This is a genomic window from Leifsonia sp. NPDC058230 (assembly GCF_042882245.1).
Taxonomy (GTDB): Bacteria; Actinomycetota; Actinomycetes; order Actinomycetales; family Microbacteriaceae; genus Leifsonia.
The window spans coordinates 1-19,682 of record NZ_JBHVWM010000005.1 but is presented as its reverse complement, the minus strand read 5'-3'; the positions used below and the strand labels follow the sequence as shown (position 1 = coordinate 19,682).

The 19,682-nt window shown below is 66.5% G+C and carries 19 protein-coding genes; 5 read left to right on the top strand and 14 right to left on the bottom strand.

Annotated features, from left to right (window positions below; all coding sequences use genetic code 11):
* The 8 genes from ACFVV0_RS16155 to ACFVV0_RS16120 all read right to left on the bottom strand — a co-directional run bounded on the left by ACFVV0_RS16155 (window position 1) and on the right by ACFVV0_RS16120 (window position 7,730).
* The gene (locus tag ACFVV0_RS16155; RefSeq protein ID WP_387065275.1) at window positions 1–1,182 is read right to left on the bottom strand and encodes a glycine C-acetyltransferase; all 1,182 of its coding nucleotides are present in this window, start codon (window positions 1,180–1,182) and stop codon (window positions 1–3) included.
* Window positions 1,182–2,225, bottom strand: coding sequence for an L-threonine 3-dehydrogenase (gene tdh / locus ACFVV0_RS16150; RefSeq protein WP_387065273.1), 1,044 nt, complete (start codon window positions 2,223–2,225; stop codon window positions 1,182–1,184). The genes ACFVV0_RS16155 and tdh overlap by 1 nt, the downstream gene beginning before the upstream one ends.
* A gap of 236 nt (window positions 2,226–2,461) precedes the next feature.
* Window positions 2,462–2,878: a heat shock protein transcriptional repressor HspR gene (locus ACFVV0_RS16145; RefSeq protein WP_387066337.1), complete on the bottom strand. Its 417-nt coding sequence runs from the start codon at window positions 2,876–2,878 to the stop codon at window positions 2,462–2,464.
* Window positions 2,879–2,883: 5 nt separating this feature from the next.
* Window positions 2,884–3,882 carry a DnaJ C-terminal domain-containing protein gene (locus tag ACFVV0_RS16140; protein WP_387065271.1) on the bottom strand — a complete coding sequence of 333 codons (999 nt, stop codon included), beginning with the start codon at window positions 3,880–3,882 and terminating at the stop codon, window positions 2,884–2,886.
* Between the two features lie 93 nt (window positions 3,883–3,975).
* Window positions 3,976–4,659 (bottom strand): nucleotide exchange factor GrpE, encoded by a 684-nt coding sequence (gene grpE, locus ACFVV0_RS16135; protein WP_387065268.1) that lies wholly within the window; start codon window positions 4,657–4,659, stop codon window positions 3,976–3,978.
* Window positions 4,660–4,661: 2 nt separating this feature from the next.
* On the bottom strand, window positions 4,662–6,530 hold the full coding sequence (gene dnaK / locus ACFVV0_RS16130) for a molecular chaperone DnaK (protein WP_387065265.1): 1,869 nt from the start codon (window positions 6,528–6,530) through the stop codon (window positions 4,662–4,664).
* A 160-nt stretch (window positions 6,531–6,690) separates the two neighbouring features.
* Window positions 6,691–7,374, bottom strand: a complete 684-nt coding sequence (locus tag ACFVV0_RS16125) for a cation transporter (protein WP_387065262.1) — start codon at window positions 7,372–7,374, stop codon at window positions 6,691–6,693.
* Window positions 7,371–7,730: an ArsR/SmtB family transcription factor gene (locus ACFVV0_RS16120; protein WP_387065259.1), complete on the bottom strand. Its 360-nt coding sequence runs from the start codon at window positions 7,728–7,730 to the stop codon at window positions 7,371–7,373. Before ACFVV0_RS16120 ends, ACFVV0_RS16125 begins: the two co-directional genes overlap by 4 nt.
* Window positions 7,731–7,857: 127 nt before the next feature.
* Here ACFVV0_RS16120 and ACFVV0_RS16115 point away from each other — a divergent pair, with 127 nt between their 5' ends.
* Window positions 7,858–9,729, top strand: coding sequence for an alkyl/aryl-sulfatase (locus ACFVV0_RS16115; protein WP_387065257.1), 1,872 nt, complete (start codon window positions 7,858–7,860; stop codon window positions 9,727–9,729).
* A gap of 32 nt (window positions 9,730–9,761) precedes the next feature.
* Here ACFVV0_RS16115 and ACFVV0_RS16110 read toward each other — a convergent pair whose 3' ends face one another.
* From ACFVV0_RS16110 to ACFVV0_RS16100, 3 genes are read right to left on the bottom strand one after another with little or no spacing between them, the layout of a single operon-like run.
* Window positions 9,762–10,733 (bottom strand): sporulation-delaying protein SdpB family protein, encoded by a 972-nt coding sequence (locus ACFVV0_RS16110; protein ID WP_387065254.1) that lies wholly within the window; start codon window positions 10,731–10,733, stop codon window positions 9,762–9,764.
* Complete coding sequence (locus ACFVV0_RS16105; RefSeq protein ID WP_387065251.1) at window positions 10,730–11,350, bottom strand: SdpA family antimicrobial peptide system protein; 621 nt, start codon at window positions 11,348–11,350, stop codon at window positions 10,730–10,732. The genes ACFVV0_RS16110 and ACFVV0_RS16105 overlap by 4 nt, the downstream gene beginning before the upstream one ends.
* Window positions 11,347–11,979 carry a hypothetical protein gene (locus ACFVV0_RS16100; protein ID WP_387065248.1) on the bottom strand — a complete coding sequence of 211 codons (633 nt, stop codon included), beginning with the start codon at window positions 11,977–11,979 and terminating at the stop codon, window positions 11,347–11,349. Before ACFVV0_RS16100 ends, ACFVV0_RS16105 begins: the two co-directional genes overlap by 4 nt.
* A 907-nt stretch (window positions 11,980–12,886) precedes the next feature.
* Here ACFVV0_RS16100 and ACFVV0_RS16095 point away from each other — a divergent pair.
* A complete protein-coding gene (locus ACFVV0_RS16095; RefSeq protein ID WP_387065245.1) occupies window positions 12,887–13,258 on the top strand; it encodes a YciI family protein in 372 nt (123 codons plus the stop codon).
* A gap of 20 nt (window positions 13,259–13,278) precedes the next feature.
* Here the strand turns inward: ACFVV0_RS16095 and ACFVV0_RS16090 are convergent, their stop codons facing one another.
* Both ACFVV0_RS16090 and ACFVV0_RS16085 read right to left on the bottom strand, forming a co-directional pair.
* Window positions 13,279–14,850: a transporter gene (locus ACFVV0_RS16090; RefSeq protein ID WP_387065243.1), complete on the bottom strand. Its 1,572-nt coding sequence runs from the start codon at window positions 14,848–14,850 to the stop codon at window positions 13,279–13,281.
* Window positions 14,832–15,629, bottom strand: a complete 798-nt coding sequence (locus ACFVV0_RS16085) for an ABC transporter ATP-binding protein (RefSeq protein WP_387065241.1) — start codon at window positions 15,627–15,629, stop codon at window positions 14,832–14,834. Before ACFVV0_RS16085 ends, ACFVV0_RS16090 begins: the two co-directional genes overlap by 19 nt.
* A gap of 363 nt (window positions 15,630–15,992) precedes the next feature.
* Between ACFVV0_RS16085 and ACFVV0_RS16080 the strand changes: the two genes are divergently transcribed.
* A complete protein-coding gene (locus ACFVV0_RS16080; RefSeq protein ID WP_387065238.1) occupies window positions 15,993–16,766 on the top strand; it encodes a serine protein kinase RIO in 774 nt (257 codons plus the stop codon).
* 44 nt (window positions 16,767–16,810) lie between these two features.
* Window positions 16,811–18,292, top strand: a complete 1,482-nt coding sequence (locus tag ACFVV0_RS16075) for an MFS transporter (RefSeq protein WP_387065235.1) — start codon at window positions 16,811–16,813, stop codon at window positions 18,290–18,292.
* A 6-nt stretch (window positions 18,293–18,298) separates the two neighbouring features.
* Here the strand turns inward: ACFVV0_RS16075 and ACFVV0_RS16070 are convergent, their stop codons facing one another.
* Window positions 18,299–18,967: a MarR family winged helix-turn-helix transcriptional regulator gene (locus ACFVV0_RS16070; RefSeq protein WP_387065232.1), complete on the bottom strand. Its 669-nt coding sequence runs from the start codon at window positions 18,965–18,967 to the stop codon at window positions 18,299–18,301.
* Between the two features lie 54 nt (window positions 18,968–19,021).
* On the opposite strand from ACFVV0_RS16070, the gene ACFVV0_RS16065 reads away from it, so the two are divergent.
* Entirely contained in the window at window positions 19,022–19,621 is a 600-nt protein-coding gene (locus tag ACFVV0_RS16065) for a hypothetical protein (protein WP_387065229.1), read from the top strand.
* The last annotated feature ends 61 nt before the right edge of the window (window positions 19,622–19,682 follow it).

The following is a 19,682-nucleotide window of genomic DNA, read 5'->3' as shown; positions in this document are numbered from 1 at the left end:
TCAGGCGGCGACGGCCTCGCGGGAGGCGACGAACGCGTCGACGCAGCGACGGATCTCGTCCGCCGTGTGCGCAGCAGAGAGCTGAACGCGGATACGCGCCAGCCCCCGTGGAACGACCGGGAACGAGAACGCCGTCACGTAGACCCCGCGCTTCTGCATCTCGTCGGCGATGCGCGCGGTGAGCGCCGCATCCCCGAACATCACCGGCACGATCGGATGCTCACCCGGCAGCAGGTCGAACCCCGCCTCCGTCATGAGCGAGCGGAACAGGCTCGCGTTCTCGACGAGCTGGGCGCGAAGCCCGTCCGACTGCTCCAGCAGATCGAGCGCAGCGAGCGTTCCCGCCACGATCGAGGGCGCCAGCGTGTTCGAGAACAGGTACGGTCGCGCACGCTGACGCAGCAGGTCCACGATCTCCTGCCGCGACGACACATAGCCGCCGGATGCACCGCCCAGCGCCTTGCCGAAGGTGCCGGTGTAGATGTCCACACGATCCGACACCCCGCAGAGCTCGGGCGTACCCCGGCCGTGCTCGCCGACGAACCCGACCGCGTGCGAGTCGTCCACGAACACGAGCGCGTCATACCTGTCGGCAAGGTCGCAGATCTCGCGCAGCGGTGCGATGTAACCGTCCATCGAGAACACGCCGTCGGTCACGATCACACGGAACCGCGCATCCGAAGCCGCCTGCAACTGCGCTTCGAGGTCGGCCAGGTCGCGGTTCTTGTAGCGGAATCGCTGAGCCTTCGACAGACGGATACCGTCGATGATCGACGCGTGGTTCAGCTCGTCGGAGATGATCGCATCCTCGGCCGAGAAGAGCGTCTCGAAGACCCCGCCGTTCGCGTCGAAGCACGAGGAGAAGAGGATGGTCGCCTCGGTGCCGAGGAAGTGCGACACGCGACGTTCCAGTTCCAGGTGCTGCTCCTGCGTTCCGCAGATGAAGCGGACGCTGGCCATCCCGTAGCCCCAGTCGTCGAGCGCCGTCTTGGCGGCCTCGACCAGGGTCGGATGATCGGCGAGCCCGAGGTAGTTGTTGGCGCAGAAGTTGAGCACCGGTGCGCCGTCGGCTGTGATCAGCGCCTGCTGCGGACCCCGGATGCTGCGCTCGCGCTTGGTGAGCCCGGCCTCCTCGATCTCGGCCAGCTGTGCGGCCACGTGGCCGCGGAACGTTCCGTACATCAGAGCTCCGTCCAGTCGAGGATGACCTTGCCACCGCCGGCAGCGGCCGCGGCCGCGAATCCGTCTTTCCAGTCACGCGCCGCGAACCGGTCGGAGACGATCGACGCGATCGCGTCGCGCAGGGTCGAGCTGGTCTGCAGCATCGCGCCCATCGCGTTCCACGTCTCGAACATCTCGCGCCCGTAGATGCCCTTGAGCGTGAGCATGTGCGTGACGACGATGCCCCAGTCCACGGCGATCTGCGACGACGGCAGCCCGAGCATCGCAACGCGCCCGCCGTGGTTCATGTTCTCGATCATCTGCGGCAGGGCCGTCGGTGCGCCGCTCATCTCGAAGCCGACGTCGAATCCTTCGCGCATCCCGAGCGCCTCCTGCGCCGACCGGATGGGGGCGGCCGAGACGTCCACGGTGAAGTCGGCCCCCATCCCCTCGGCCAAAGCGAGCCGGGATGCGCTGATGTCGGTGCCGACGATGAATCGCGCACCGACGTGGCGGGCGACAGCGATCGCCATGAGGCCGATGGGACCGCATCCGGTGACCAGCACATCCTCGCCGACGACCGGGAAGGCGAGGGCGGTGTGCACGGCGTTGCCGAGCGGGTCGAACAGTGCGCCGACGTCGGGCTCGATCGCGCTGTGGTGCACCCAGACGTTGGTGGCGGGCAGGCTCAGGTATTCGGCGAACGCTCCATCGCGCTGCACCCCGAGCCCCTTCGTGCGGATGCACATCTGCCGGCGGCCGGCGCGGCAGTTGCGGCAGGTGCCGCACACGATGTGCCCTTCGCCGGAGACCTGGTCCCCGACGGCGACGTCGTGCACGAGAGGCCCGACCTCGACGACCTCGCCGAAGAACTCGTGCCCGGGGATGAGCGGAGCCGCGACCGCGGACGCCGCCCAGTCGTCCCACCGCTGGATGTGCAGATCGGTTCCGCAGATGCCCGTGCGCAGCACCCGGATCTTCACGTCCTCCGGCCCGATCTCGGGTTCGGGAACGTCGACCAATTCGAGACCTGGTCCTGCCTCGGATTTGTAGAGAGCCTTCATCGGCGCCTTCCTCGTGTGCGTGTCCTCATGGGATACGTGGTTCTGCGGCCTCGTGAGCCGCACCCTCAACCCTACCGACCGCCCCGCCGCGCTCGCTCGCCTGCCGAGTCCGCAGAATCTACCTCTCGAGTCCGCGCAAAATCGCCTCAAAACCACCGAGTCCGCAGACAATTCGTGTACTCGCGAGCTGGGCGGGGGGGGGGGGGAGGGTGGGGGGGGCTCGGGGCGGGCGCGGGCTAGTCGCGGCCCAGGGGGCGCCAGACGACGACCTGGTTGCTGCGGCGCACGCGGGTGCCGGCGCGCATCGAGATGACCTCGCCCTCCGAGCCGGCCGCGAACACACGCCGGCCCGGGCGGTTGAGCAGCTCGTCGGCGAGCGCGCTCTCCAGCTCGTGCACACGGTTGCGCAGCTCGCCGACCTGATCTTCGAGTTCGATGATGCGCCGGATGCCCTCCAGGCTCACTCCCTCACCGCCGAGCCGCGCGATCTCCTGCAGCTTGACCACATCCCGCATCGAATAGCGGCGGGACTTGCCGGAGGTGCGGGTGGGGCTGACGAGTCCGAGCCGGTCGTACTGCCGGAGCGTCTGGGGGTGCATCCCCGCGAGCTCGGCCGCGATCGAGATCACGAAGACCTGGCTGTTCTCGTCCATCATCGTCAGCCCCTCGCTTTGGCCAGGAGGTCGTCGCGCGGGTTCTCGTCGGGGAGCTTCTCGGCGAACGTCTTGAGCGCCTCTTCCGCATCCGACGACAGGTGCGACGGAACCGCGACCTGCACGATCGCGAGCAGGTCGCCCGTGCCCTTCGCCGTCTGCACGCCGCGACCCTTCACCCGCAGCACACGGCCGCTCGGGGTTCCGGGTGCCACGCGGAGCTTGACGGGGTCGCCGCCGAGCGTCGGCACCTCGATGGTCGCGCCGAGCGCGGCCTCTGCGAAGGTCACCGGCACGGTCACGCGCAGATTGAGACCGTCGCGCTCGAACACGGGATGCTTGCGCACGGTCACGGTGAGCACGATGTCGCCGGACTCCCCGCCGTCGGGACTCGGCTGACCCTTGCCGCGCAGCTTGATCTTCTGCCCGTCGGCCACACCGGCGGGGATCTTGACCTTGATCGGCTTGCCGTCCGAAGCCTGCAGGGTGATCGTCTCGCCTCTGGTGGCGGTGACGAAGTCGATGGTGGTGTGCGCGGTGACGTCGTTGCCCCGCGTCGGGCCGCCGAAGCCGCGGTAGCCGCCGCTGGAGGAGCCGAACCCGCCGCCGCGGCCGCTGCCGAACATCCCCCCGAAGATGTCGTCGAAGTTGCCGCCCTGCTGGTAGGTGTAGCCGCGACCGCCGGGAGCGGCGCCGCCGAACATCCCGCCGAACACATCGTCGAACCCGCCCTGACCGGCGGAACCGGGGGCGGTGAAGCGGGCGCCCGAGCCCATGGCGCGGATCTGATCGTATTCTTTGCGCTGCTCGGGGTCGCTCAGCACCGAGTTGGCTTCGCTGATCTCCTTGAACTTGGCCTCTGCGGCCGCATCTCCGGGGTTCGAATCGGGGTGGTACTTGCGCGCGAGCTTTCGGTACACCTTCTTCAGCTCGGCCGGGGTGACGTCCTTGGAGACGCCCAGAACCTTGTAGAAGTCCTTGTCGAACCAGTCCTGGCTTGCCACGGCGCCTCCTCCCTCGGTGTTTCTCTGCTTTATCTTGCATCGAGAGAGCGGCGGGATGTGACTCCCGCCGCTCTCTCGTCAGGTAGCTCCGGCTCAGGCCGGCACCGCCACGACGACTTTGGCGACCCGGACCGTCGTCGAGCCGAGCTGGTAGCCGGTCTCGACGACGTCGGCGACAGTCGCCACCGCGACGTCGGGGCTCGGCTGCTGGAAGATCGCCTCGTGGATCTGCGGGTCGAACACGTCGCCCGCCTTGCCGTACGGCGTCAGTCCGAGGCGGTCGATCGTGGTGCGCAGCTTGGCCGCGATGGTCGCGAACGCGCTGCCCTCCTCCAGATCGCCGTGCTTCTCGGCGCGATCGAGGTCGTCGAGCACCGGGATGAGACCCTTCACCGTGTCGCCGACCGCTCGCTCCCGCTCCACCTCGCGGTTGGCTTCGGTGCGCTTGCGGTAGTTCGCGTACTCCGCGGTCAACCGCTGGAGGTCGGCGAGCCGTTCTGCGGCCAGCTGCTCGGCCGTGGCCTGACCGCTCAGCACATCCAGGTCGTCGTCGCTCAGGAAGGTCCCGAAGTCGTCGCCCTGGGCCGGTCCGACATCGACGAGCTCCTCGTGCGCGAGGTCGGGGTCGGGGTCGGAGGAGTCCTCCGACCCGTTCCCCGCGCCTGCCGGCTCACGAACCTTTCCGGTCTCGGGGTCGATCCTGCGCTTGTCGCGGATGATCGGGTCCTCGTGCTCGGGCTCGTTCGAGTCCTGCCCGTTGGGGTTCTGATCCGACATGGTTACTTCTTCTCCTCGTCTTCGACGACCTCGGCGTCGATGACGTCCTCGTCGGAGTCGGAGGACTCGTCGGCCGGCTGCTCACCGGCGGGAGCCTGCTCGCCCGCTGCCGCCTCGGCCTGGCTGGAGGCGTAGATGGCCTCGCCCAGCTTCGACTGGCTCGCGTTGAGCTTGTCGTACGCGGTCTTCACGGCCTCGTCGTCGTCGCCGGCCAGCGACGCCTTGAGGGCGTCGACGTCACCCTGCACCTCGTTCTTGACGTCTTCGGGGAGCTTGTCCTCGTTGTCCTTGATCAGCTTCTCGATCGAGTAGACGAGCTGCTCGGCCGTGTTGCGGGTCTCGGCGGTCTCGCGGCGCTTCTTGTCCTCTGCGGCGTGCTCCTCAGCCTCGCGCACCATGCGCTCGATGTCTTCCTTCGGCAGCGAGGAGCCACCGGTGATCGTCATCGACTGCTCCTTGCCGGTGCCCTTGTCCTTGGCGGAAACGTGCACGATGCCGTTCGCATCCAGGTCGAAGGTGACCTCGATCTGCGGGATGCCACGGGGAGCTGGCGCGATACCGGTCAGCTCGAACGTGCCGAGCGGCTTGTTGTCGCGGGTGAACTCGCGCTCGCCCTGGAAGACCTGGATCGCGACGGACGGCTGGTTGTCGTCGGCCGTGGTGAAGGTCTCGCTGCGCTTGGTCGGGATCGCGGTGTTGCGGTCGATGAGCTTCGTCATGATCCCGCCCTTGGTCTCGATACCGAGGCTCAGCGGGGTGACGTCGATCAGCAGGACGTCCTTGCGCTCGCCCTTGAGGACACCGGCCTGGAGGGCGGCACCCACTGCGACGACCTCATCCGGGTTGACGCCCTTGTTGGGCTCCTTGCCGCCGGTCTCCTGCTTGACGAGCTCGCTCACCGCGGGCATGCGGGTCGAACCGCCGACGAGCACGACGTGCGCGATGTCGGACACCTGGATGCCGGCCTCACGGATGACGTCCTGGAAGGGCTTCTTCGTGCGGTCGAGGAGGTCGCTGGTCATCTGCTCGAACTGTGCGCGGGTCAGCGTCTCGTCGAGGTTGGCGGGGCCGTTCTCGGTCAGCGACAGGTACGGCAGCTGGATGCTCGTCGACATGCTCGACGACAGCTCCTTCTTGGCCTGCTCGGCAGCCTCCTTCAGACGCTGCTTCGCGATCTTGTCGTTCGAGACGTCGACACCGGTGGTGTCCTTGAACTTCTTGATGAGCCAGTCGACGATGCGCTGGTCCCAGTCGTCGCCACCGAGGCGGTTGTCACCGGCGGTCGCACGCACCTGGATGGTCGAGAAGTCGTCGTCCTTGCCCACCTCGAGGAGGGAGACGTCGAAGGTTCCGCCACCGAGGTCGAAGACGAGGATGAGCTCGTCTTCCTTTCCCTTGTCGAGGCCGTAGGCGAGGGCCGCAGCGGTGGGCTCGTTGATGATGCGCAGAACGTTGAGGCCCGCGATCTCACCGGCCTCCTTGGTGGCCTGGCGCTCGGCGTCGTTGAAGTATGCCGGAACGGTGATGACTGCATCCGTGACCGTGTCGCCGAGGTACTGCTCGGCGTCGCGCTTGAGCTTGGCGAGGATGCGTGCCGAGATCTCCTGCGGCGTGTACTTCTTGCCGTCGATCTCGGTCTTCCAGTCGGTGCCCATGTGGCGCTTGACGGATGCGATGGTGCGGTCGACGTTGGTGACGGCCTGGCGCTTCGCGGTCTCTCCGACGAGCACCTCGCCATCCTTCGTGAACGCGACGACCGACGGGGTGGTGCGGAAGCCTTCCGCATTGGCGATGACCGTCGGCTCGCCACCCTCGAGAACGGAGACGACGGAGTTGGTGGTTCCGAGGTCGATACCTACTGCACGGGACATATGTGCTCTCCTTGTTGTTGCTGATTCGTGCTCTGAAAGTCTGGATCAAGACTTGAGTCTTGATGGCTCAAGTGTTTCATCAGCCGAATCGGGTGTCAAGTCGATCGGCGAAAACTTGAGTACACATGACTCAACTTTCAGGAACGGGCATTCATTCCCCCTAGAGCACGGCGCCGCCGGCCTCGCGTTCGCCGGTGAGCTCGCTCACAGGGACCGTGCAGGCGTCACCGCGCCAGGCCTCGACTCCCTCTTTGACGGCGAACGCCGCGATCACCAGAGCGGCGACGGCGTCTGCCCACGCCCATCCGAAGAGGCTGTTGAGCAATAAGCCCACGAGAACGGCGGCAGACAGGTAGGCGCAGATCAGCGTCTGCTTGGAGTCGACCACGGCGGAGGCCGAGCCGAGCTCGCGTCCGGTGCGACGCTCGAACCAGCTGAAGAGGGGCATCACGATCAGACTCACGGCAGCGAGCACGATTCCGACCGGGCTGTGAGCCGCCTCGCGCACGCCGAAGAGCGCAAGCGCGCTGTCGACGGTGACGTAGGCGGCCAGCCCGAAGAACGAGACCGCGATCACCCTCAATGCGACTCGCTCCCGCGATTCGGGGTCACGAGCCGAGAACTGCCAGGCGATCGCAGCAGCGGAGAGCACCTCCACGATCGAGTCGAGCCCGAAGCCGATGAGCGCGGCGCTCGAGGCGACCGCGCCGGCGGCGAGGGCGATGGTCGCCTCGACGACGTTGTACGCGATCGTGGCCGCCACGATCCAGCGGATCCGGCGCTGCAGGATGCGTTTGCGCGCCGATCCGACCACGCCGACGCGAGCGACGCTCTCCGCACTCATCCAACGGCTCCGGCGCCGCAGCAGAGAGGGAGGTCGCACGTCTCGTCCGTGCACGGCTCTCCGTCATCGACCGCGAGCACCACGTCGACGAGGGAGGACAGCGCACGGGTGAGGTGCGGGTCGGCGATCTCGTACCGCGTCGATCGTCCTTCCGGGACCGCGACCACGATGCCGCACCCGCGCAGGCAGGCCAGGTGGTTCGAGACGTTCGAGCGGGTCAGCCCGAGCTCGGTGGCCAGAGCGCCCGGGTGACCGGGATGCGTCAACAGCGAGAGCAGGATGCGCGAGCGGGTCGGATCGGCCATCGCCCGGCCCAACCGGTTCATGACGTCGACGCGCGGAACAATGGTCAGCATGCGCTGACATTACAGCGGGGACTGACCCATGGGCAAGGACATCATCCTCATTGGATGACGCCATCGGCGGACCCACCGCCTAGCGTCGCAGGGTGACCGCCGTCCGCCACGTGAATGGGAGCATCCGATGGATCAGAAACCGCCAACCCAGTCGGTGAAGGACGCGAACCAAGCTCTTCTCTCGGCACTCCCCTTCGACGACACCACCGATTTCGATGACGTCGACCGCGGATTCCTCGGCGCCCTCGAACCCGGAGTCGTCACGGCGGCGGACGGCCGGGTCGTCTGGGACGGTGACAGCTACGCCTTTCTGAGCGGGGATGCACCCGCCTCGGTGAACCCCAGCCTCTGGCGGCAGTCGAAACTGGTCGCCAAGCAGGGCCTGTTCGAGGTCGTCGAGGGCATCTACCAGGTGCGCGGTCTCGATCTGTCGAACATCACCTTCGTCGAGGGCGACACCGGTGTCATCGTCATCGACCCGCTGATCTCCACCGAGACCGCGGCTGCTGCTCTCGCCCTGTACCGGTCGCACCGCGGCGACAGGCCGGTCGTCGCCGTGATCTACTCCCACAGCCATGTGGATCATTTCGGCGGTGTCTTCGGAGTGGCATCCGAGGCCGACGTCGCGGCCGGACGCATACAGGTCATCGCACCCGAGGGCTTCGTGGAGCACGCCGTCTCCGAGAATGTCTACGCCGGCACCGCGATGAGCCGCCGCGCGGGCTACATGTACGGGGCGGTCCTCGCCCGCGGTCCGCAGGGCCAGGTGGGCGCCGGCCTCGGGCAGACCACCTCGGGCGGCGAGGTCGGGATGATCGTGCCGACACTCGACATCCGCAAGACCGGAGAGACGCACACCGTCGACGGCGTCGAGATCGAGTTCCAGATGGCCCCCGGAACCGAGGCCCCGGCGGAGATGCACTTCTACTTCCCGAAGTACCGTGCCCTGTGCATGGCCGAGAACGCCACGCACACACTGCACAACCTGCTCACGCTGCGCGGTGCGCTGGTGCGCGACCCGCACGTGTGGTCCATCTACCTCACCGAGGCGATCGACAGGTTCGGCTCGAGGGCCGACGTCGCGTTCGCGTCCCACCACTGGCCGACGTGGGAGCAGGACCGCATCGTCGAATTCCTGTCGACGCAACGGGACCTCTACGCCTACCTGCATGATCAGACCCTTCGACTGCTCAACCACGGTTACAACGGTGCCGAGATCGCCGAGATCATCCAGCTTCCGCCGCGGCTCGAGAAGGCGTGGAACACGCGCGGGTATTACGGGTCGGTCAGCCACAATGTGAAAGCCATCTACCAGCGCTACATGGGCTGGTTCGACGGCAACCCCGCCCGCCTGTGGCCGCATCCGCCCGCGGAGCTCGCCGCACGCTACGTGGATGCGCTCGGCGGCCTCGACGCGGTCGTCACGCTCGCACAGACGGCGTTCGACTCCGGTGACTTCCGCTGGGCGGCGACGCTGCTGGACCACGCGGTGTTCACCGACCCCGACCACTCCGGCGCACGCGCGCTCTACGCCGACACGCTCGAACAGCTCGCCTACGGCTCCGAGAACGGCACCTGGCGCAACTTCTTCCTCTCGGGTGCGACCGAGCTCCGCGAGGGGAACTTCGGAACCCCGACCGCCACGGCTGCGCCGGCCATCGTCGCGCAACTGAGCGCCGAGCAGCTCTTCGACTCGCTCGCCCTGTCGGTCGACGGCCCGAAGGCGTGGGATCTCGACCTCGCCCTGGATGTCACCTTCACCGACCTCGGAAAGAACTATCGATTGACCCTCCGCAACGGCGTGCTCATCTACCGTGAGCACCCGGCCGACGACACCGCGGGCGCATCCCTCTCACTCACGAAGGGACGGATGATCGCCATGATCGGTGGCGACATGTCGAGCCCGGGAATCGCGACCCAAGGGGACTCCTCGGTGCTGCAATCGCTTCTGGGCGTGCTGAGCGCGGGCGACCCCTCGTTCAACATCGTGACGCCGTAGCGGCAGTCGCTACGCGCCGAGGTCCCCTCCTGCTACTTCTCCTTGCCGAGCTGGGCGAGAACTTCCGGTGCGCGGGCGTCGAGGAGGCGGCCGCCGGGTTCGATCCGGGCGGGCGCCGGGCTTGGTCGCTTAGCCTTGCCAAGTGGGCTGGCGCAGATCGTGGCCGCGCCGATCATGACGATCGAGAAGGACCAAAGTCCTATGGTGACGATTATTCCAACGTGAAGGAGCGCGTCGAGTGTAAGTGAGAGTCTCCGCCATCTCCATGACATTAGAAGGGTTAGCCCGATCGCGATTTCAACAATTATCGCTCCCCAGGTCATAGTGACAGTCCCGAGTGGAAATGACGACGCCCAAAGCGAGAGCCAAGCAAATGGGCCCCCATCTCCGTACATGGGATCCCGGAGGAAGTAGTACTCCGCTGTGCCATTTGACCAGTCCGCGGTGGCGAATTTCGATATGCCGCTGTCAAGGTAGATAAACGCGAGTTGCATCCGTACGGCGAGGTGCGACGCGGCGACAATCGATTGCCAAGGGGCTGCGAGAGGCAGGGCCGAAGGCGACCATTGCCAGCGTCGACCATCCGCAAGGCTAATGGGCAGCAGGAGCGTAAGTATTATCAGCCCGATCGCGTCTCCACCATCGGGAAGAGTGATGCTGGTGGCGACACTGAATGCGACCCAGAGGTGAAGCGGTCCGGTGATGCGCGGCCGGTAGCCGGCAGCTGCGGCAGCAAGGACCGCGATCATTATCCATCGCCGAAGTTCGGTGAGTTCGGCGGGATTACCGATGCACAGAATTGAGACCGCGCGAAAGGACGCACACACCGGGCCAGCGGGCCCACCTGCAATCGGTACGGTGAGAGCGGCCATCGGGGTGAATAGCAGCGTAGTAAGGGCACCGAGCGCAAGTGTCGAGCGCCCTATTGCGATCCACCGGTCACGGGGATCAACGCCTTCGGTGAACTCGCCGATGCGCACCTCAAGCCATGTCCGGGCGTTCATTCGCGACACCCAACGATGACGTGGGTTGCTCTGACAGGTCTGTAACTGTCCGGGACAAGATCTTTGAACCCCCATGGCACGGGTCTGGCTTCGAGGAATACGACGTCCCCGCAGATAGTGGGGTGCGTACTGGTGTTCTTGATGTCAGCGGCTTCGCTGGTGGATCGGGCGTTGCCGCAGACGGTCATCGCTTCGCTAATTCCACATGCGGACCAAGCTACCTTGGGGTCGTTCATGAGCGTCGCGAGCTCCGGGCCTTGCGCGCGCTGGGTACGGGTAAGTCCGAACAAGTTCATGGGGGTGTTCTGAGGCGTCGTAGAAAGGTCCCTCAGAACACCGTCGCGCTCAACAGCAAATGCAAATGGTGCCGTGCTTTGCGGATCTTTCGTGAAGAAAGCGAAGTTCTGAGCTGCGACCCCATTGAAGAACTCGTGAGGCCCACCTGCTCTCTTCTCGGCAAGGACGTTATTGGGAAGAGTAAAGAAGGCGGACAATGAGAGGAACCCGAAAAGGATAGCCGTGGTCAGGGCGAGAGGGAGTCCGCGCGAAAGCCAGAATTCGAAGGAAGGTACATGTTGCGCTGGACCCGAGCGGTGCTCCATCTCGTCGATCGTCACAGCGCCGTCACAACTTTTGCGACAAGACTGTCGGCGGTGAATTGATCTTTGCCTTTGTCATCGAAGCTGTAGAGCGCGAGGAACACGCCTACGACCGACACGAGCGCTGCAAGGGTCACCGCCACAACTGCAGCCGCGGCAACCTGATTCATAACGGCGATGTTGCTCTTCGGGTAGAACCAGTCGCGGGCTTGAACCATCGGGCTCTGGTTCGTCTGAGTCTGATCAAGCCAGTGGTTCGTGTCCTCTGTTAGACGAAGGAGGGCCGCTTTGACGAGATATGGATCCTGACTCTGGACGGCTCCGGTCACCGTGGCGTGAAATTCGGGGTCCATTCTGATCAGACCTGCAGTGACGAAATCGACCATTCCTTGCTCGACGACTGGGATGGTAGTTCCCCGGAGAACCTGAACCGCTAGATCAGGATGGTCTTCCGCCGCCCGCCCTTGAGCGAAGAGGAAGAGCTCAACGATCTCCGAGTCCGTGTACTCCGCTTCCTGAGCAGATGGACTCACCACCGAGTGACTCGGGACTGCCGATGCGGGAGAACCGTTTGCGACTGCACCCACAGATCCGACAAGTGCGGCTGTGACCATCAACGAGATGAAGGCCTTTTGATGTTGTGCCATTGTGTTTCTTTCGTTCAGCCTCGGCAAGTGAGCCAAGGGGCTAATCTCGTGCGATTCATAAGAGTTCCTATGGTCCAAGTGGAGATTGGAGTCGTTCTTTTTGTTCAGCGTCTTAGCCAAAGAGTCCAGCATCGACGCGGCTGAGCTCAGATCAGAGCATCCGACAACATAGGTCAGGCCTCTCGTCGTCGTGACGCAGAATGCGGTCCCCTGCCGTCCGACGAACGCGTCGCCTCTGGGGGCGCCGCCGAATCCCCACCCTCCCCGTTACCGGGTCCGGTTCTTTCGCGAAGCGCCAGGAAGGGTAGAAAGCCGTACGCCACGGCAACGACGACTAGAAGGACCCAGCCTCCAAATTCGGGGGTCGCCGCATCCGACACGGTCAAGCGCGCTGTAACAATCCACCCGGTGCCGGTGGCGGCGCCGACGACAGTGAAGACGCTCGCTGCCTTTCCCGCCCCAGTTCGGTCAGAGATGACCAACGCCGATACGGCTCCACCGACTGCCGACGCAAGAACTACCACGGATACGACCGCGAACACCGACCCTGTCGGCATGTACTCATCGGGAACACCCTGACTGGACACATGCGAGACCGTTTTCGCGGGCAACTGTGGCAGAAGAATCGCCGCGGCGATGCCAAAGACGGACGCCGGAGCGAACGACAGGAGGGCGGCAAGTAGTCGACGTCGAAGGTGTTGAGGACGACGCATTGCAAACTCCTTGTCTCGTGTTCTGCTTCTCGAACTTACGAGGAACCACTCGAGATAGAAATGTTTGCATCTAAAATATACTGAGATTCAGGATCTGCGCCCCGTCCGCTGTGTCGATCGGCGGCTCCGCTGTTCGACGTATCAGTGAGTAGCAATGTTCATGGCATCCGACGAGACCTAGGGGACGACACATCATGCAGTACTTTCTGACCATGCCGCACGACTCGGCCACAGAGCCGACAATGGCGTCGATGAAGGACCTCGATCCGGAGGAGCTGGAAGCCCTTTTGGGCGCAGTCGGGGAGTTGAATTCGGCGCTCGAGAAGGCCGGCGCCCTCCTCTTCGCCGGCGGGTTGCAACCGCCATCGACAGCGAAGACCGTGGACGCGACGACCGAGCCCACACAGGTCGTCTACGCCCCGTTCGTCGAGGCGAGCGCCTACGTCGGCGGGTTCTGGGTGATCGAAGCGGACGACGAGGCCGCCGCCGTGCGCTGGGCGACGATGGCATCGAGGGCGACACAGAGTCGCATCGAAGTCCGCGCCCTCCAAGAGGTGCCCAGCTGACCTTCAATTCGAGGGCGCGGCTACTTCTCCTTGCCGAGCTGGGCGAGCAGTTCCGGTGCGCGGGCGTCGAGGAGGCGGCCGCCCATCCGGATGCCCACGGTCAGGAGCACGACGCTGAGCGCGGTGCCGGCGACGAGTCCGAGCCACCCCCAGAGCGCATCCTGGGTCAGCATCGAGACGACGAGCAGCACGATCTCGGGGAGGCACAGTACGCCGAGCACGACCCACGCCACCAAAGTCGCGCCGAGGTTTGCCACGTTCGATCCCGGCTTCGCCTTGAAGGCGCCGTCACCCGGGGCCGGGGCGGGGAACACGAAGAGCGCCGACGTCACCGACGAGACGGCGAGGCCGGTGACCAGGAGGCCCAGTGCGAGTCCGAGGATGCCGGGGACGGGCATCCAGGAGTTCTGGATGGCCGCGGCACCCAGCGTGAGAACCACCACGACGGGCACTCCGAACGTCAGCACCGCCCAGGCGCGGCCGGCGCGATCGGCGCTCCCCGGCACGGCCTTGGACATGTGCAGAGCGAACGCGGTGGAGTCGAAGGACACGTCCGCGATCATCCCGACGCCGAGCAGGAACGCGACGATCGGGCCCGAGATCAGCAGGAATCCGGAGCCGTGGTTGAGGCTCGAATAGAACCAGAGCAGCAGAGGCAGCAGCGGGATGATGATGAGCTGCCGCTGGTAGCGCGGGTCGCGAAACCAGTAGGTGAGGCAGCGCGCGGCGATCGCCCCCGCCTGCGTGCCAGGAAAGACCCCGAAGAACCCCTGCTTGCCGTGCCCACGGGCGCGCGACGAACCACGCACGGGCGTGACGAGCGATTTGGCGAGGCCCCACCGCCAGACCACGAAGAGGATGGCCAGTGTCGCAAGCGCGATCAGCAGCCGCAGCAACGCGCCGAGCGGATCACCCAGCGCGACCGACGAGGGAACGGCCCAGATGGCGCCGAGCGGCGTCCAGGAGAGCGCTTCGGCGATACCCGGCAGCCCCTCCGCCGAGTTGCGGATGCTCTGGGTGATCCCGATGATGATCGGCCCGGCGAGGATCAGCGGGATGAGGATCAGCAGCCCGCTCGCCTCTTTGAACCGGCGGCCGGATGCGAGACCCGCCGAGATCGAGGTGACCGCCCGCGAGGCGACGACGCAGGTGACCGCGCCGATCGCCCCCGTGACGAGGGCGATCAGGGCGATGCCGGGCATCCGGAGCCAGGACCCGGCGGTCGCGAGCGCCGCGATCGTCGTGACGGCGCCCGGGATGCCGACGATGCCGCTGAGCAGGATCCCCAGCAGCAACTGGTTCAGCGGGATGGGGTACACGGCCAGGTGCGACGGGTCGAGCGTCTGCTCCACGCCCGACGTCAGCAGCGGGATGATCACCCAGCCGAGGATGAGCGCAGACCCCGCCACCACGATGATCGTGCGCAGTTCGGGCACGCCGAGCAGGTTGAACGAGAAGAGCGCGCCGATGATCGCGACCAACGCGATCGCACCGTAGACGGCGCCGATGATCACGGCGACCAGCTGGCCGGTGCTGCGACGGAACGAGTTCCGGAGCACGAGAAGGCGAAGCCTTACGAGTGTTGCAACCACTCCGGCCCCTCCCCGACCCTGCGTCCGCCGACGAGCTCGACGAACCGGTCTTCGAGCGTGGATGCGCCGCGCACCTCGTCGACCGTGCCGGCCGCAACGACGCGGCCGCTGGTGATGACGGCGACGTGGTCGCACATCCGCTGCACCAGGTCCATGACGTGAGACGACACGATCACCGTTCCGCCACCGCGCACGAAGCCCTGCAGGATGTCCCGGATGTTCGCCGCCGACACCGGGTCGACCGACTCGAACGGCTCGTCCAGCACCAGCACGCGCGGGGCGTGGACCATCGCGCAAGCCAGTGCGACCTTCTTGGTCATGCCCGCGGAGTAGTCGACGACGAGCGTGCCGGCGTCCTGCTCGAGGTCGAGGAGGCGCAGCAGATCGAGCGTGCGCTCGGTCGCCGTAGGGCGGTCCATCCCGCTGAGCAACCCGGCGTACTCGACGAGCTGCTGACCGGTCAGGCGGTCGAAGAGGCGAACGCCGTCGGAGAGCACACCGACGAGGGATTTCGCCCGGATCGGGTCGCGCCAGACATCCACACCGTGCAGGAGCACCTGCCCCTGGTCGGGACGGAGCAGGCCGGTGACCATGCTCAGCGTGGTCGTCTTTCCCGCGCCGTTCGGGCCGACGAGCCCGAAGAAGCTGCCACTCGGAACATCGAGGTCGATGCCGTCGACGGCGGCCTTCTGCCCGAAGTGCTTGCGCAGCCCGCGGATGCTCACCGCCGTGGCCTGATCTTCGGGCGGGATCTCGCTCGCCGCGTTCACTCTGCTCATTCACGTTTCCGTTCGTCTGATCACAACTCCGCCCAACAGTACAAGCGGTCTACCCTTCGCGGAAACAAGCCGGTAGAGTGTGGGGGTTCTGCCGGGAGATCTGCTCCCGAGCCCAGGGCGGAGAGGATGCGTGACTCATGAATGCCGAAGCAGTGACCGCATCCTGCCCACTCACCCTCGAGGCCACGGCGAACATCTGACACCCGGTGGCCTCCAACCCTGGAGCTCACTCTGTTGTCTTCTCAAGACCAGTCTTTTCAAGACCCCTTTTTTCCCACCTTTTCAGCCCCCGGTTTCTCGGTCCCGACGTTCTCGACCGCTAAGCCCGGCGAGGGCCAGCGGTGGAGCACCTGGCCGGCGACCATGCCCTCCGAGCGCGGCCCGAAGCCGCATCCACCGTGGGTGGTCACCTCGGCCGCCGCGATCGACACCGAACTCGGCGTCGTCAAGACCGGCAAGGAGGCGGACGTGCACCTCGTCGAGCGCGCCATCCCCGCCGATCCCGCCGACCCGCTCGATCCTCCGACGGGAGGGCCGGGCCGGAGCGTCCTGCTCGCCGCCAAGCGGTACCGCGACGCTGCGACCAGCGACTTCCATCGCTCGGGCCGCTACCAGGAGGGTCGGCGGATGCGGAACACCCGCGACAGCCGCGCCGTCAAACGCGGCTCGTCCTACGGGCGCCAGGTGTCGGCGGGCCGATGGGCGTACGCCGAGTTCGAGACCCTCAGCCGCCTGTTCCTCCTGGGGCTGCCGGTCCCGTATCCGGTGCAGGTGCAGGGCACCGAGCTGCTCATGGAGTTCATCGGCGACGGCGTCGAAGCAGCACCGCGCCTCGCGCAGGCCCGGCTGACCGAGGACGAGCTCGCCGACTGCTTCGTGCAGGTCACGGATGCGATGCGCGCCCTGGCGCGCGCCGGACTGGCCCACGGCGACCTCTCCGCGTACAACCTCCTGGTGCACCACGGCCGGGTCGTGGTCATCGACCTTCCGCAGGTCGTCGACGTGGTCGGAAACCCCGGGGGTATGGAGTTTCTGCAGCGCGACTGCGTGAACGTGTGCGAGTGGTTCACGCGGCGCGGACACGAGTGCGATGCCGACGAGCTCTTCGGGGAGCTGGTGGCCGAATTGTTCGGGTAGGCGCGGTTCCCCGGGAGTTCACCGTGCGCCGCTACTGTGTGCACATGACGAACGACCCGAGTCCGCACGGCGACGAAGCCGGCAGCGGAGCGCAGCCCCCCACAGCCGCGAACACGGATGCGCTGCTCACCGCCGCGAGCCCCCTCTTCCTCGACACCGCGGCCGAGCGGGTCATCCCGCGCGGGCGGGTCGTTGCGTGGGCGCTCTGGGACTGGGGCGGAGCAGCGTTCAACGCCGTCATCACGACGTTCGTCTTCACGGTGTACCTGACCAGCAGCTATTTCGTCGACCCCTCGATGGCGCTGACGAAGGATCCGACGGCCTCGTGCCCGACGACGGCGACAGCGGCGCCCCTGTCGAGCGGTCTCGGGCTGGGTCTCGCCGTCGCCGGCATCGTCGTCGCACTCCTCGCTCCCGTTCTCGGCCGCAGAACCGACGGCTCCGGCCGCCGCAAGTTCTGGCTCGCGGTGAACACGGGCGTCGTGGTGGTGATGACGGCACTGATGTTCTTCGTCAAGGGCGAGCCGGGCTACTTCCTCCTCGGCGTCATCCTGGTCTCGGTCGGGACCGTGTTCTACGAGATCGCGACGGTCAACTACAACGCGATGCTCGTGCAGGTCTCCACCCCGAAGACCGTCGGCAAGGTCAGCGGCTACGGGTGGGGCGCCGGCTATCTCGGTGGGATCGTCCTCCTGCTCATCGTCTACTTCGGCCTGGTGTCGGGTAACGGTGGCCTGCTCCACGTCCCCGAGGACGAAGGCCTCAACATCCGCATCGTCACCCTGATCGCTGCGGCCTGGACCCTCGTGTTCTCCCTGCCCGTACTGTTCAGCGTCCCCGAGATCCCCGCCGCCGATCGCCGGGTCAGGGTCGGCTTCTTCGCGTCGTATCCGGCACTCGTCCGTGACATCGGGCGGCTCTGGAAGGAGAGCAGGAACACGGTGCTGTTCCTCGTCGCGAGCGCCTTCTTCCGTGACGGCCTGGTCGGCGTCTTCACCTTCGGCGGCATTCTCGCCGCCGGAACCTTCTGCTTCTCCAGCGGGGACGTCATCATCTTCGCCATCGCGGCCAACGTCGTCGCCGGTGTCAGCACACTCGTCTCCGGCCGATTCGACGACCGGTTCGGACCGAAGCCGGTGATCGTCACCTCACTGATCGGCCTGATCGTCGCCGGGCTCGCGGTGTTCTTCGCGCACGATCTGGGCGCGGGAGCCTTCTGGATCGGCGGGCTGGTGCTCTGCCTCTTCGTCGGTCCGGCGCAGTCGGCGAGCCGAACGTTCCTCGCGCGGATCACGCCCGTCGGCCGGGAGGGCGAGGTCTTCGGGCTCTACGCGACGACGGGTCGCGCCGTGAGCTTCCTGGCGCCGCTGCTGTTCGCGATGTTCGTGGCGATCGGCGGAGCCCAGTTCTGGGGGATCCTCGGGATCGTGCTCGTGCTCGCGGTCGGACTCGCGCTCCTCATCCCGGTGAAGGCTGCGCACTCTGCTCGCGCATCCGCGTCCCGCACGGAGCGCGCGTCGCTCTGACCCGGTCTAGTCGCGGGGCCACGCACGCACGAAGCGATCGAAGAGGGTCGCGAAGGTGCGTGCCTCCTCCGGGGTGAAGGATGCGATGGCCTCCTCGACTGCGGAGCGGCGGTGGGTGCGCACGTCGGTGATCTGGGTGCGGCCGGCGCTCGTCAGCTGGATGAGGCTGCGGCGCGCATCCGTCGGGTCCTGGATGCGGCGCACCAGCCCGCGGTCGACGCCCTCCTGCACGAGGCGGCTGGCCCGGGGCTGATCGACGCCCACCGCGTCGGCGAGCGCACCGATCGAGAGGCTGGTTCCGGCCTGTTCGGCGGCTTCCAGGGCGTCGAGCATCCGGAAGCGCGCCGCCCTGCCGAGGGAGCCGTCGGGGCGACCGCGGCGGGCGCGCGGTGTTTCGCCGTCGGTGGATGCGTCGGTGGATGCTTCATCGCCGTGCCCGTGTTGGTGTCCGCCGCCGGGTCCATGCCTGAATGACGGATCTCCCCAGGGGCCGCCGCCCCAAGGGGCGCCGCCGAACGGTCCGCCGAATCCTCCCGGACCCCCGTGGTGCTCTGCGCGATGCTGCAGGTGGCGGCGGGCGTGGTCGCGCCGCACGGCCACGAGCGACTGCTCGATCAGGGCCACCACATCCGAAGACCGGGAGTTTTCCGCGGGGACTTGACCGTCGATTTCCATGTATGTAATCATACATTTGCTTGTAACAGTACATGCAATAGAAGGGGGTTCACGATGAACACCACCAAAGACTCTCAAAGCACACCGCCCGGATACTGGTTCGGCATCATCGAGCACAAGCTCCGGGCTTCGATGCGCGACGAGCTCGCCGAACTCGGCCTCCGCCGCGGGAGCTGGCGCATCCTGCACACCCTCGCCGATGGTCCCGCCACCGCCGAGGACATCGCCGGCACACTGCCTCCCGCCCGTGAGGGCAAGGGCCGCCGAGGGCGCGGTCACGGCTTCGGTCGCGGCGAGTGGCGCGGCCACGGCCACGCCGAGCACCACGACCACCACGACCACCACGACCACCACGACCATGGCCAATGGGGCCACCTTGGCCATCGCGACCACCGTGGCCACCGCGGCGAGAACCGTGCGGGACGGGTGGAATCCGTTCTCGACGCGTTCGCCGAGCGCGGCTGGGTGACCATCACCGACGGCATCGCGGAGCTCACTCCCGAGGGCCGAGCCGCCCACGATGACGCGTTCGAGCACATCCGGAAGCTTCGCAGCTCCGTCGCCGACGGAGTCAGCGCCGAGGACTACGCCACCGCAATGGCGACCCTCGAGGCCATGGCCCGCAACCTCGGCTGGCGCGAGTCGACGTCATAACCGATCAGGGGTCGCAACACGCCGTCTCGCCCGTGCACGCGACGGCGTGTTGCGCCCCCTC